General features: G+C 62.4%; 12 protein-coding genes. 5 read left to right on the top strand and 7 right to left on the bottom strand.

The annotated features are described in order from the left end of the window. Positions 1 to 212 precede the first annotated feature (212 nt). Positions 213 to 1,745, bottom strand: a complete 1,533-nt coding sequence (locus tag B9A11_RS07510) for an acyl-CoA carboxylase subunit beta (protein ID WP_058246523.1) — start codon at positions 1,743 to 1,745, stop codon at positions 213 to 215. A gap of 201 nt (positions 1,746 to 1,946) precedes the next feature. On the opposite strand from B9A11_RS07510, the gene B9A11_RS07515 reads away from it, so the two are divergent. Together B9A11_RS07515 and B9A11_RS07520 are read left to right on the top strand one after the other, a co-directional pair. Further along, positions 1,947 to 3,176 (top strand): multidrug effflux MFS transporter, encoded by a 1,230-nt coding sequence (locus B9A11_RS07515; protein WP_058246522.1) that lies wholly within the window; start codon positions 1,947 to 1,949, stop codon positions 3,174 to 3,176. 51 nt (positions 3,177 to 3,227) lie between these two features. Then, positions 3,228 to 4,628, top strand: coding sequence for a helix-turn-helix domain-containing protein (locus B9A11_RS07520; protein WP_058246521.1), 1,401 nt, complete (start codon positions 3,228 to 3,230; stop codon positions 4,626 to 4,628). A 3-nt stretch (positions 4,629 to 4,631) separates the two neighbouring features. Here B9A11_RS07520 and B9A11_RS07525 read toward each other — a convergent pair whose 3' ends face one another. The 3 genes from B9A11_RS07525 to gatC form a co-directional block, all read right to left on the bottom strand. Next, positions 4,632 to 5,240 (bottom strand): N-acetylmuramoyl-L-alanine amidase, encoded by a 609-nt coding sequence (locus B9A11_RS07525; protein ID WP_058246520.1) that lies wholly within the window; start codon positions 5,238 to 5,240, stop codon positions 4,632 to 4,634. A 73-nt stretch (positions 5,241 to 5,313) separates the two neighbouring features. Beyond that, a complete protein-coding gene (locus tag B9A11_RS07530; protein WP_058246519.1) occupies positions 5,314 to 6,036 on the bottom strand; it encodes a hypothetical protein in 723 nt (240 codons plus the stop codon). A 145-nt stretch (positions 6,037 to 6,181) separates the two neighbouring features. Beyond that, positions 6,182 to 6,469, bottom strand: a complete 288-nt coding sequence (gene gatC, locus B9A11_RS07535; protein WP_058246518.1) for an Asp-tRNA(Asn)/Glu-tRNA(Gln) amidotransferase subunit GatC — start codon at positions 6,467 to 6,469, stop codon at positions 6,182 to 6,184. Positions 6,470 to 6,597: 128 nt separating this feature from the next. Between gatC and B9A11_RS07540 the strand changes: the two genes are divergently transcribed. Further along, complete coding sequence (locus B9A11_RS07540; protein ID WP_058246517.1) at positions 6,598 to 7,290, top strand: metal-dependent hydrolase; 693 nt, start codon at positions 6,598 to 6,600, stop codon at positions 7,288 to 7,290. A gap of 69 nt (positions 7,291 to 7,359) precedes the next feature. Here B9A11_RS07540 and B9A11_RS07545 read toward each other — a convergent pair whose 3' ends face one another. Beyond that, positions 7,360 to 7,872: a hypothetical protein gene (locus B9A11_RS07545; RefSeq protein ID WP_058246516.1), complete on the bottom strand. Its 513-nt coding sequence runs from the start codon at positions 7,870 to 7,872 to the stop codon at positions 7,360 to 7,362. A gap of 103 nt (positions 7,873 to 7,975) precedes the next feature. Between B9A11_RS07545 and B9A11_RS07550 the strand changes: the two genes are divergently transcribed. Further along, the gene (locus tag B9A11_RS07550) at positions 7,976 to 8,980 is read left to right on the top strand and encodes a hypothetical protein (RefSeq protein WP_058246515.1); all 1,005 of its coding nucleotides are present in this window, start codon (positions 7,976 to 7,978) and stop codon (positions 8,978 to 8,980) included. Positions 8,981 to 9,213: 233 nt separating this feature from the next. Here the strand turns inward: B9A11_RS07550 and B9A11_RS07555 are convergent, their stop codons facing one another. Continuing rightward, on the bottom strand, positions 9,214 to 9,771 hold the full coding sequence (locus B9A11_RS07555) for a hypothetical protein (protein WP_058246514.1): 558 nt from the start codon (positions 9,769 to 9,771) through the stop codon (positions 9,214 to 9,216). Between the two features lie 288 nt (positions 9,772 to 10,059). Here B9A11_RS07555 and B9A11_RS07560 point away from each other — a divergent pair, with 288 nt between their 5' ends. Next, positions 10,060 to 11,346 carry an O-acetylhomoserine aminocarboxypropyltransferase/cysteine synthase family protein gene (locus tag B9A11_RS07560; RefSeq protein WP_058246513.1) on the top strand — a complete coding sequence of 429 codons (1,287 nt, stop codon included), beginning with the start codon at positions 10,060 to 10,062 and terminating at the stop codon, positions 11,344 to 11,346. A gap of 47 nt (positions 11,347 to 11,393) precedes the next feature. Here B9A11_RS07560 and B9A11_RS07565 read toward each other — a convergent pair whose 3' ends face one another. Then, a complete protein-coding gene (locus B9A11_RS07565) occupies positions 11,394 to 12,080 on the bottom strand; it encodes an SIMPL domain-containing protein (RefSeq protein ID WP_058246512.1) in 687 nt (228 codons plus the stop codon). Between the last annotated feature and the right edge of the window lie 108 nt (positions 12,081 to 12,188).

Consider the following 12,188-nt stretch of genomic DNA (forward strand, 5'->3'; position numbering starts at 1 on the left):
TCGCGCCACAGATCCTGGCGGATATGACGCGCCAGACGCGCCCGCCCCATGATTGGGAAGGACGCAGTTGCACAGACATCGAACCGAGGGGGCCACTGCCGCGCGAGGGTATAGCCCCCCGCTGCATCGCGCGCCTCTAGCCAGCCGCCCCGCAACCGATGCGGGACAGCGGCCAAAGCCGCAGCGCTATGTTGCCCCCCCTGCCCCATCGCTTAGAGCGGGATGTTGTCGTGCTTTTTCCACGGGTTCGTCAGCTGCTTGTTGCGCAGCATGGCGAACGCCTTGGACACGCGGCGGCGGGTCGATTTGGGCTGGATCACCTCGTCGATAAAGCCACGCTCGGCCGCCACAAACGGGTTGGCAAAGCGGTCTTCGTATTCCTTGGTGTGGGCCGCGATCTTGTCCGCGTCGCCCAGATCGGCGCGGTGGATGATCTCGGTCGCGCCTTTCGCGCCCATCACGGCGATCTCGGCGGTGGGCCAGGCATAGTTCACATCGCCGCGCAGGTGCTTGGAGGCCATAACGTCGTAGGCGCCGCCATAGGCTTTGCGGGTGATGACGGTGACCTTCGGGACGGTGGCTTCGCCATAGGCGAACAGCAGCTTTGCGCCGTGCTTGATGACGCCGCCGTATTCCTGAGAGGTGCCCGGCAGGAAGCCCGGAACGTCCACGAAGGTCAGGATCGGGATTTCAAAGCAATCGCAGAAGCGCACGAACCGCGCCGCCTTGCGCGACGAATCGATGTCGAGGCAACCCGCCAGCACCATCGGCTGGTTGGCGACGACGCCCACAGTCTGGCCTTCGAGGCGCATGAAACCGGTGATGATGTTGCCCGCGAAATCCGCCTGAATCTCGTAAAAGTCACCTTCGTCGGCCACTTTGTGGATCAGTTCCTTCATGTCGTAGGGCATGTTGGGGTTTTCGGGGATGATCGTATCCAGCGAGGTTTCGATCCGGTCCACATCGTCAAAGAACGGGCGGACGGGCGGCTTTTCGCGGTTGTTCAGCGGCAGGAAGTCGACCAGACGGCGCACTTCGGCCAGCGCTTCGACGTCGTTTTCAAACGCGCCATCGGCGACCGAGGATTTCTTGGTGTGGGTGGACGCGCCGCCCAGTTCTTCTGCGGTGACGACCTCGTTGGTGACGGTTTTCACAACGTCAGGGCCGGTCACGAACATGTAAGAGCTGTCTTTGACCATGAAGATAAAGTCGGTCATCGCGGGCGAATACACTGCGCCACCGGCGCACGGCCCCATGATGACAGAGATCTGCGGCACAACGCCGGAGGCCATGATGTTGCGCTGGAAAATCTCAGCATAGCCACCAAGCGCTGCAACGCCCTCTTGGATACGTGCGCCACCCGAGTCGTTCAGACCGATGACCGGCGCGCCGTTTTGCACAGCCATATCCATGATTTTGCAAATTTTCTCGGCGTGGGTTTCGGACACCGAGCCGCCCAGAACGGTGAAGTCCTGAGAGAAGACGTAAACCATACGGCCATTGATGGTGCCCCAGCCGGTCACGACGCCGTCGCCGTAGGGGCGGTTGTTCTCCATGCCGAAATCGGTGCAGCGATGCGCCTTGAAGGTGTCATACTCTTCAAAGCTGCCCTCATCGAGCAGCAGTTCGATGCGCTCACGCGCTGTCAGCTTGCCCTTGGCGTGCTGCGCGTCGATCCGCTTTTGCCCACCACCAAGCCGAGCATTTTCGCGGCGGTCGTGCAGTTCCTGGAGAATGTCTTTCATCTGGTGGCCCCTTTAACGTTTGCACGGAACATACAGTGCAGACGCAGCATCACAAGGATTTCCTCGCAAATTTGCAAACCGTGAAAACATCAAACTTTGAAAATCGCAAATCCGCAAATTAACCTTATTTTACGGAAAATTTACATGCTGGCGGCATGTATTTGTTGGACTTTGGTCTAAAATCACCCTACCGCTAAACGAATGAGTTCAGCGACCCCCGTGCGCTTTTTAGATCGCGCCACCCCGCCACATATTGTCACACTTATCCTCATGGCCGGGATGTCGGCCCTGGTGATGAACATCTTTGTGCCCAGCCTTCAGGCGATGGCCGACTGGTTTGAGGCCGATTATGGCCTGATGCAGCTGTCCGTCTCGGGCTATTTGCTGATGAACGCGGTGCTGCAAATCTTTATCGGGCCGATCAGCGACAAGATGGGCCGCAGGCCGGTGATCCTCTGGGGGACGGTGATTTTCCTGATCGCGACGCTGGGCTGCATCCTGTCCACCAACGTCACGGTGTTCCTGATTTTCCGCATGATCCAGGCGATGATCGTCACGTCGATGGTGCTCAGCCGCGCGGTGGTGCGCGACCTGTTTCCGGCGGATGAGGCCGCCAGCCGCATCGGGTACGTCACCATGGGCATGTCCATCGTGCCGATGATCGCCCCGGTGATAGGCGGCGGATTGTCCGAAGCCTTTGGCTGGCACGCGAATTTCTGGGTGATGTTCGGCCTTGGCGCGGCGCTGCTCTGGCTGGTCTGGCAAGACTTGGGCGAGACCGCCGCCAAAAGCGGGCTAACCTTGGGCCAGCAGTTCCGCGAATACCCCGAGCTGCTGCGCTCGCCGCGATTCTGGGGCTATGCCTTGGCCTGCTCTTTCTCTTCCGGCGCGTTCTTTTCCTACGTGGGCGGCGCGGCGTTTGTGGGGACCGAGGTCTTTGGCCTCTCGACCACCACGCTGGGTCTGTATTTCGGCGCGCCCGCGGTGGGCTATGCGTTCGGCAACTTTATCTCAGGCAAGTTCTCGGCCCGGATCGGCGTCAACACCATGGTGCTGGCGGGCGGCGTGATCATTACCTTTGGCATGGCGCTGTCGATGCTGGTCTTTGCGGTGGGGCTTGGCTCTGCGCTCAGCTTCTTCGGCTTTATGACCTTTGTGGGCTTTGGCAACGGCTTGACCATCCCCAACGCCACGGCGGGCGCTTTGTCGGTCCGCCCCTACCTTGCGGGCACCGCCTCGGGCCTTGCGGGGGCGATCATGCTGGGCGGCGGCGCGGCGCTGTCGTCGCTGGCGGGGGCTTTGCTGGGGCCGGGCACCGGGGCTTGGCCGCTGTTGTGGCTGATGCTGCTGTCGGCGGTGGCCTCAATCGCGGCCACCATGGTGGTGATCCAGCGCGAACGCCAGCTTGGGGGGCTGGACGCGGCGGAGTGATCTATGCAAAATCCGCGCACGTAAAGTGCAAAGGTGCAAAGACCCCAAGCCATGGCCACTCAGAAACTCTACGCTGGCGCGAAACTGCGCGACATCCGCACCCGCCTGTCCCTGACGCAAAAGGACTTTGCCAGCAAGCTGGGCATCTCGCTGCCCTATCTGAACCAGATGGAAAACAACAACCGCCCGGTGTCCACCACGGTTGTTCTGTCTCTGGCGCAGGAATTCGGCTTTGACGTGACCGAGCTGGGCCAGGGCGACGCCGAGCGGCTGGTGTCGGACATGCGCGAAGCCCTTGCCGACCCCGTTTTTGGCGAAGCCGCGCCGCAGCTGGCGGACTTGCGGCTGACCGCGTCGAACGCCCCTGCCCTTGCGCGCGCGTTTCTCGCGCTGCACCGCGCCTATCGGCAGACGCACGAGCGGCTGGCGTCCTTGGATGAGGCGCTTGGCCGCGAGGGCGCGCAGCTGCAACCCAGCCCGTGGGAAGAGGTCCGCGACTTCTTTCACTACTGCGACAACTACATCGACGCGGTGGACCGCGCGGCGGAACATTACGCCCAGTCCCTGCGCACCGACGGCGACATCCGCGCCGCCGCCATGGCCCGGTTGAACAGCAGCGGCATTCAGGTGCGCCTGTCGCAAAGCGCGCCCATGCGGGCCTTTGACGCCGAAACGCAGGTGCTGACGCTGTCCTCGCTGCTGCCTGTTGAAACGCAGACCTTTCAGCTGCTGGTCCAAGTGGCGCTGCTGCGGCAAAACCAACTGCTGGACGCGACGCTGGACCTCGCGCGGTTTCAATCCGAAGAGGCGCGATCCATCGCCAAGCTTGGCCTTGCCAACTACTTCGCGGGCGCGGCGATGATGCCGTACAAGGCCTTTCTCGCCGCCGCGCAGGAAACCCGCCACGATCTGGAACTTCTCGCCGCGCGCTTTGGGGCCAGCATCGAGCAGGTCGCGCATCGGCTGTCGACCCTGCAACGCCCCGGTGCCAAGGGGGTGCCGTTTTTCTTCGTGCGCGTCGACCAAGCCGGGACGATCACCAAACGGCACTCGGCCACGCGGTTGCAATTTGCCCGTTTCGGCGGGGCTTGCCCGCTGTGGAACGTGCACCGCGCATTCGAGACGCCGGGCCGGTTCCTGCGTCAGTTGGCGGAAACGCCGGACGGGGTGCGCTATGTCTCGCTGGCGCGGGACGTGTCAAAAACCGGTGGGCATTTCGGCGCGCCTGTGCGGCGCTACGCCATTTCCATCGGCTGCGAGGTGCGCCACGCGGCGGCGCTGGTCTATGCCGACGACATGGATGTGACCCGCGCCACCAGCTTTGAACCCATCGGGATTTCCTGCCGGATTTGCGAGCGCACGAACTGCCACCAGCGGTCGGTTCCGCCGCTGGAAAAGCGCCTGTCGATCACGCCGACGCGGCGCGACACGCTGCCCTACAAGTTGGAGTAAAGGTTACGCAGTGGCCGCAGGCGCGGGCCATTTTGCGGCCAGCTCTGCCATGAGCGACGCGTCCTCATCCGTCAAAGGCCCGTCTGCCCAAGGCCGAAACCGCATCCGAAAGGCGCGCAGGACGTCATCCTCCGCCGCATCCGGCGCATAGCCAAAGCGCACCGCGTCGCGGTAGAAGTCACCGGGCTCGGCCCTTCCTTCGGGCCACACAGCCAAACCGCGCCGCGCCAAGCGCCGCCAGTCAAAACGCCCGCCGGGGTCGATCTTGCGCCCCAGGGCGGTGTCGGAATGACCCACCACGCGTTCGGGGCGGATCGACCAACGTTGCAGAATGCCCGCCAAAAGCTGTTCCAAAACAGAAATTTGCGGCTCTGGGAAGGGGTGATAGCCGGTGTTGGCGATCTCGATCCCCACCGAGGCAGAGTTCACATCCGCGCACGCCCCCCAAGAGCCCGCCCCGGCGTGCCACGCGCGATCCGCCTCGCGCACCAGCTGCCACAGCCTGCCATCCTCGGCGAGGACGTAATGCGCCGAAACCTCGGCCTGCGGGTTGCACAGCCAGTCACGCGCGCCCTCCGCGCTGTCCATCGCGGTGTAGTGCAGCACGACCATATCCGGCGCAGACACCCCACGCCGGTCCCCAAAGTTCGTCGATGGATGCCAGATCGCCCCGGCGTGGTCGGCCTCAGCCACCGCGCGCCGCGCGGAAGGGGGCCGGGCTCCAGGTGCAGGCAAAGCCGTCGCCGTCCGGGTCCATGCCCTTGCGGTCTTTTTCCGGGCCACCGAGCGCGAGGAACTCTTCTTGGGCGAGGTCCGCCGAGGCGTAGCTGCCGCAGGCGCGGTCATACTTGGACGCGGCGTTAAAGCTGGAACGGTTGTACAGCGCGGTGCCCACCGGGTTGGTGGTGCGCAGGGCGTATTCCACGATGTTCGGGCGGTTCGAGCCGGGGCGCGTCGGCAGCGCTTCGGGCTGGATGATCTGGTATTGCGCGCGGTTCTGGGCGATCAGCGCGGCGTCCTGTTTGATGTCGCGCTCGGCCGAAACGGCGGCAAAGTCATTCTCGCCAGAGATGCCCGCCGCGTTCGACACGATCTGCGGCGCGGGGTTGCCGGGGGACGCTTCCAAAGGCGCTTGGCCAGAGTTCAGCGCAGCGGCGCGGGCGGCGGCGGCTGCCTCGGCGGCCACATCCTGCGCGTCATCGAGCGGCGTGGCCTGCACGCCTGCCGGGCCGGGGACAGTCATGGGTGAGCCGTTGATCAGCGCCTGCTCGCGGCGGCGCTGGTATTCGGCGTAATTGCCAAAGCCCACGCCCTGCCCTGTGTCGACCACACCGGCTGCGCTGTCGGGCACCGACGGACTGCACGCGCTGAGCGCCAATGCCGCCACACCACAAAGGAAATACCGCATAACTCGTGTCCTGCCTTGCTCTTGTTTTGGCGCGTTTACCATCAATCCCGAGGCTTGGCCAGAATTCCGCCCACGCGTCGGCAACAAACAGCAAAACGCCCGCTGAAAAGCGGGCGCATGGAGCGGGTCGCAGTCTGTAAGGGGATTATTCGACCACCTTGGGCACGGCAAAGAAGCCTTCGCGCGCGTCGGGCGCATTGGCGAGGATCTTGTCCTGCATATTGCCGTCGGTGACCGCGTCGGTGCGGCGCTTGAGGCGCATGGGCGAGACCGAAACCATCGGCTCGACGCCATCGACGTTCACTTCGTTCAGCGCTTCGATAAAGCCAAGAATGTCATTGAAGGAGCCGGCCAGCTCGGGCAGCTCTTCTTCGGTGACCTTGATCCGGGCCAGTTTCGCCACGCGTGCGGCGGTCTGAGTATCAATCGACATGGGGCGCGCCTTTTTTCTGCACAGATCGGTTGGGGGTTGCTTTACCCGTCCGGGGCGCGCGCTGCAAGCCTCTGGCGTCTTGGCGCGGCGGTGTTAAGCTTTGATCGATTGGTTAAGGGAGACGAGAGATGAAGATCATTTGGATGGGCCACGGCAGCTTTCGCATCGAGATCGCGGATCAGGTGTTGCTGATTGATCCGTGGGTGAATGGGAACCCGATGATGCAGGGCCAAGACGTCGAGGCGGCGATTGGCGGGGCGACGCAGATTTTAGTGACGCATGGGCATTTCGACCACACGCAAGATATTGTCGAAGTGTCGGAGCGCACCGGCGCGCCAGTCACCGCCATGTATGAGCTGGCGCAATACTTGTTTTCGCAGGGCGCGAAAGAGGGGCATGCCTTTAACAAGGGCGGGACTTTGACCTTTGGCGAGGTGCAGGTGAATATGGTTCCGGCGTCCCATAGCTCGTCGGTGGTGGTGGACGACCGGCCTGTCTATATGGGCGCCGAGATCGGTTATATAATTCGCGGCGAAGGCAAGACGATCTACTTCTCGGGCGATACCACGGTGATGGCCGATATGGGCTGGATCGCCGAGTATTATAAGCCGGAGATCGGGATTTTGTCGGCGGGCGGCTATTACACCATGGATATGGAATTGGCGGCTTTTGCGGCCAAGACGTATTTCGATTTCAAGACAGTGATCCCCTGCCATTACCGGACCTTCCCGGCGCTGGAGCAATCGGCCGAGAAACTGGCGGCGGGTTTGCCGGGGGTCGATGTGATTGAGCCCGAGGTTTTGCAGGCGATTGATCTTTGAAGGGGGGGCGTTGCCCCCGCGCCTTTGGCGCTCCCCCAGGATATTTTGAAAGAGAAGAAGCAGGGCGCGTTACGGGATGAGCGCGCCCTGGCGGTTGAAGGTGGCTTTTTCGGTGGTGAGGTCGTCGTAGATCAGCTCGACCGTGACGGTTTGGACGGAGCTCAGCGGGTAGCTGCGGTAGGGCAAGCCGTCCTCGGGGAGGATGGCGTTGGGGCTGGCCGTGTCTTCGTGGCAGGCGGGCAGCGGCCAGGGTTCGAGCGGGGCGTCGTTGACGGCGTAGTGGATGGCGACCAGACCGCAGCGCCAGGACCACAGGTGGGTGACGTAGACGAGGTCCTGGCCATCGTATTCGCGCACCGCGAGCCAGTTTGCGCGCGTCGCCTGCATGATCGGTTTGATTTCCAGCGCGGTGGTGAAGCGGCCCGTGGCGACCTGTTGTTCGGCCTCGTAGGGCAGCGGGTTGGGCGCATCGGGCTGGGGCATTTGATAGCCCGGCGGGGGCGCTTCGCCTGCGGTGGTTTGGGCGGTTTGCCCCCCACCGCCCGTGGCGATTGCGATGATAAGCAGAATGAGATCGAACATAATGGCCTCGGAAAATATGTCGGCTGGGACAGATCGGCGCTTTTGACCGGCGCGTATCCGCCCTATACTGCCGGAAAAACAAGGGCTGACGAGCAGCGATATCATGGCACGCAAGACAGGCGGTTCTCAAACTGTAAATCTTCTTATTGTTGGGCAGGCGGGGCGGCTGACCTATGAGGCGCTGCTGTTTGCGGCGTCCTTGGCGCAATCCGGGTCGGGCAAGCGGTTCAAGCTGTTCGTGGCCGAACCGCAGCCGGGGCCATTGTGGCCGCAGGATCCGTCGATCAATGATCCGGCCTGCCGGGAGTTGTTGGAGGATTTGGGCGCAATGATTGTGCCGTTTGAATCCAAGCATTTCGGCCATGCCTACCCCTACGGGAATAAAATCGAGGCCTTGTTTGCCCTGCCCAAGGGCGAGCCATTTGTGTTTTTCGATACCGACACGTTGGTGTTGGATGATCTGGGCAAGGTGCCGTTTGATTTCGACCGGCCCACGGCGTCCATGCGCCGCGAGGGGACTTGGCCCACGTTGGAGATTTACGGGCCGGGGTACACGCAAACATGGAAGTCTTTGTACGACAAGTTTGGGTTGGATTTCGAGAGCAGCCTCGATCTGTCGTGGCCGGACGAGTATTGGAAGCGGTATTTGTATTTCAATGCCGGGTTCTTTTTCTTTCGGTGCCCGCATGAATTTGGCGAAACTTTCCTGCGGTATGCTTTGGCGATCCGCGATGATGCACCGGCGGAATTGGTGTGCCAGAGCTTGAACCCATGGCTGGATCAGGTGGCTTTGCCCTTGGTCATTCACGCTTTGGGTGGGGGGCGCGATACGCTGCCCGAGGGGTTATTGGACGGGTCGGTGACCTGCCATTACCGCTTGTTGCCGCTGCTTTATGCGCGTGAGGCCGATGCGGTGGTGGAGGTCTTGGACAAAGTTTCAGAGCCGAACCGGGTCAAGAAGGTGCTCAAGCAATATGATCCGTTCAAGCGGATGATCTACCAAAAGCGCGGGCAAAAGGTGCGGGCGCTGTTTGATCGCAATGACTTGCCGCGCAAGGAGCAGGCCATTCGCAATACGATCAAGCGTGAAGGGTTCTGGATGCGGTGAGCGGCTTACGGCGCTGATTTTACGCCGAAGAGTTCCACCTATATGAATTGAGATCGAGACTTGCCGCGCAAGGTCCACTCCCCGATCAGAATAACTCTGATTGAATTGGTTTCATACCATCGACGAAAACAGATGACAGCTGAGGGTGATAGAAACCAGTCCGCCCTTTCATGTCCGCACACAAAAAAGCCGGGGTCCCTGCCCCGGCTTTTACGTCGATGTCGCTGCGCTTATTACTCGGACTCCGCTTCTTTGCGCTCCAGCAGGGAATAGGACGTGATGATCTCGCCCGTGACCTGCGCGCGGATGGCGCGGCCTTCTTCGTTGCGCTTGGAGCCGGCGTTCGCGGCCTTGCGGATCAGCCGGCCAAGCTGCTGGTTCAGCGTCTGCTGCAACCGCGCGGCCTTGCGGCCCTCTTCGCCGGTGACTGTTTTGTACAGCTCCATGAACTCTTCGTCCTCAGAGGCGGTTTTCATCACTGTCAGCACAAAATGTTCGTCGAACTTGCCGTCCTTATCCAACATCTGGGCCAGAGCGACCACGTGGTCGATGACTTCGCGCTTGGCCTTGAGACGCTGCGCCAGCAGATCGCCCTCTTCGGCGGTCTCCAGCAGGTGCAGTTCCAGAACCTTTTGCAGGTAGTGGCCCAGCGTCATGCCTTCGGCTTTGGCCAGACGGGTCAGGCGCGTGCGCACCTGCGGATCCAGCGGCAGGGCAATGTTCGCAGTCGCCGCCGCGCGGGCACGCTTTTTGGGGGCCTGTTCGGCCTCGGGAGTGGTTTCGGTTGCCATGTTTGGCGTCTCCTTGCTCAGGGAGTTTATTGTTTTGATAACCGCTACAGTGAAGGAAAACTCTACTGCTTTGTTAACCATTTGGCTGCACCCAGCATTGGCGCAAAGGTTAACTTCCGTCAAGGCTTCTCCTCATACAGTGACTCTATGTTGCTCGCCTTGGTTGCATATCGCACCTAAACGCGCAGAATTCGGGCAAATTCCCCGCGCCCCAAGGGCAACAGGGCCGTTGTTCGGACGCACACAATCGCATACCCATATCCTGACGGAGAATTTTGGGAGGATTCTATGACCGACGCACCCAGCTACGGCTTTGATACGCTACAGATTCACGCGGGCGCCCGCCCGGACCCGGCCACCGGCGCACGCCAGGTGCCGATCTATCAGACCACGGCCTATGTGTTCCGCGATGCCGAGCACGCGGCGGCATTGTTCAACCTCCAAGAGGTCGGCTACATCTATTCGCGCCTGACCAACCCCACCGTGGCGGCCTTGCAGGAACGGGTTGCCACCCTCGAGGGCGGCGCGGGCGCGGTGTGCTGCTCGTCCGGCCACGCGGCGCAGATCATGGCGCTGTTCCCGATCATGGCACCGGGGCGCAACATCGTGGTGTCGACGCGCCTGTATGGCGGCTCGATCACCCAGTTCAGCCAGACCATCAAGCGCTTTGGCTGGTCGGCCAAATTCGTGGATTTCGACGACACCGACGCGGTGGCGGCCGCGATTGACGACGACACCCGCGCGGTGTTCTGCGAGAGCATCGCCAACCCCGGTGGCTATATCACTGACCTTGACGCCATCGCGGCGGTGGCTGATCAGGCCGGCCTGCCCCTGATCGTGGACAACACCTCGGCCACGCCCTATTTGTGCCGCCCGATCGAACACGGCGCGACGCTGGTGGTACATTCCATGACCAAGTACCTGACCGGCAACGGCACGGTGACCGGCGGCGTGGTGGTGGACAGCGGCAACTTTGACTGGTCGGCCAGCGACAAGTTCCCCTCGCTCAGCGCACCCGAGCCCGCCTATCACGGGCTGAAATTCCACGAGACCTTTGGGCCGCTGGCCTTTACCTTTCACGGCATCGCCATCGGTCTGCGCGATCTGGGCATGACGCTGAACCCGCAGGCGGCGCATTACACCTTGATGGGGATTGAGACGCTGTCGCTGCGGATGCAGCGCCACACCGAGAACGCCATGCGCGTGGCCAGCTGGCTGGAAAACCACCCGGCGGTCGAGCTGGTGACCTATGCGGGGCTGCCCTCTTCGCCGTATAACGACCGGGTGGCGCGGATTTGCCCCAACGGCGCGGGCGGGCTGTTCACCGTGGCGCTCAAGGGTGGGTACGATTCCTGCGTCAAGTTCGTGGATTCGTTGCAGATTTTCAGCCATGTGGCGAACCTTGGGGACACGCGCAGCCTTGTGATCCACTCGGCCTCGACCACCCACCGCCAGCTGACCGAAGAGCAGCAGATCGCGGCGGGCGCGGCCCCCAACGTGGTCCGCATTTCCATCGGGATCGAAGACGCGGACGACCTGATCGCCGATCTCGATCAGGCGCTGAACCAAGCGTAAATCGTCAGGAGACTAATCAGGGGGGGGCAAAGCGCCCCCCCTTTTCCTTACTCGCCCAGCGAAAAGACCACTGTCACGCTATCGGACACCACCGTTTCCCCGGCTGCGACGGGCACGTCCGCCATCGCTTCGACGCTGCGCGCGGACGTATAACGAAACTCGGGCAAGCTCCCGCCCTCTTCGATCGACAGGATCGGCCCAAGCGGCATCCCCGCCGCCTCGGCGTACAACTGCGCCTTGGCCAAGGCATCCGCCACGGCGGCCCTGCGCGCCTTATCCTCGACGGGGCGCGGATCGGTTAGGCCAAAGCTGAGACCCGACAGGTCGTTTGCCCCGCTTTCCAGCACCGTTTGCAGGATCTCGCCAAGGCCGTCCAAGTCCCGCACCCGCACGCGCAGCAGGTTGCTGGCGCGATAGCCGCTGACCTCATTGTCGCCGCTGGCAGTGCGGTTCCACACCTCGCCCACCGACAGGTTCGCGGTCTGCATGTCGCGCGGCGCGATGCCCATTTCGGTCAGCTTGGCCATGATGGCGTCCACCGCCTCGGATGTCTGGTTCACCGCCAACAAGGGTTCAGCCGCCGTGTATTCGACGCCCAAAGACACGGTCGCCATATCCGGGGTCGCGGCGATCCGGCCCTGCCCCGTGACCGTCAGGGTTGCAGGGTCGGCCAAGGCGGGCAGCGCCGCCCCCAGCGCCAGACACAGGCTTAGGATTCGCGCGTGGGTTCTCATGGTTGGATGTCCTCCGTTAAAACATCATTAAAGTCGTCGCTGAACGGCCCCCAGACAAGTGGGGAAAACCCAGTCTTTCGTTGCCTCGGCAAAGACTTGCTGTAGACT

Origin of the sequence: Tropicibacter naphthalenivorans, assembly GCF_900176475.1 — a bacterium.
Classification (GTDB): domain Bacteria; phylum Pseudomonadota; class Alphaproteobacteria; order Rhodobacterales; family Rhodobacteraceae; genus Tropicibacter; species Tropicibacter naphthalenivorans.

Coding starts and splice junctions, on each gene's coding strand:
- B9A11_RS07510 (WP_058246523.1), bottom strand. CDS start 1,745: ATGAAAGACATTCTCCAGGAACTGCACGACCGCCGCGAAAATGCTCGG.
- B9A11_RS07515 (WP_058246522.1), top strand. CDS start 1,947: ATGAGTTCAGCGACCCCCGTGCGCTTTTTAGATCGCGCCACCCCGCCA.
- B9A11_RS07520 (WP_058246521.1), top strand. CDS start 3,228: ATGGCCACTCAGAAACTCTACGCTGGCGCGAAACTGCGCGACATCCGC.
- B9A11_RS07525 (WP_058246520.1), bottom strand. CDS start 5,240: ATGGTCGTGCTGCACTACACCGCGATGGACAGCGCGGAGGGCGCGCGT.
- B9A11_RS07530 (WP_058246519.1), bottom strand. CDS start 6,036: ATGCGGTATTTCCTTTGTGGTGTGGCGGCATTGGCGCTCAGCGCGTGC.
- gatC (WP_058246518.1), bottom strand. CDS start 6,469: ATGTCGATTGATACTCAGACCGCCGCACGCGTGGCGAAACTGGCCCGG.
- B9A11_RS07540 (WP_058246517.1), top strand. CDS start 6,598: ATGAAGATCATTTGGATGGGCCACGGCAGCTTTCGCATCGAGATCGCG.
- B9A11_RS07545 (WP_058246516.1), bottom strand. CDS start 7,872: ATGTTCGATCTCATTCTGCTTATCATCGCAATCGCCACGGGCGGTGGG.
- B9A11_RS07550 (WP_058246515.1), top strand. CDS start 7,976: ATGGCACGCAAGACAGGCGGTTCTCAAACTGTAAATCTTCTTATTGTT.
- B9A11_RS07555 (WP_058246514.1), bottom strand. CDS start 9,771: ATGGCAACCGAAACCACTCCCGAGGCCGAACAGGCCCCCAAAAAGCGT.
- B9A11_RS07560 (WP_058246513.1), top strand. CDS start 10,060: ATGACCGACGCACCCAGCTACGGCTTTGATACGCTACAGATTCACGCG.
- B9A11_RS07565 (WP_058246512.1), bottom strand. CDS start 12,080: ATGAGAACCCACGCGCGAATCCTAAGCCTGTGTCTGGCGCTGGGGGCG.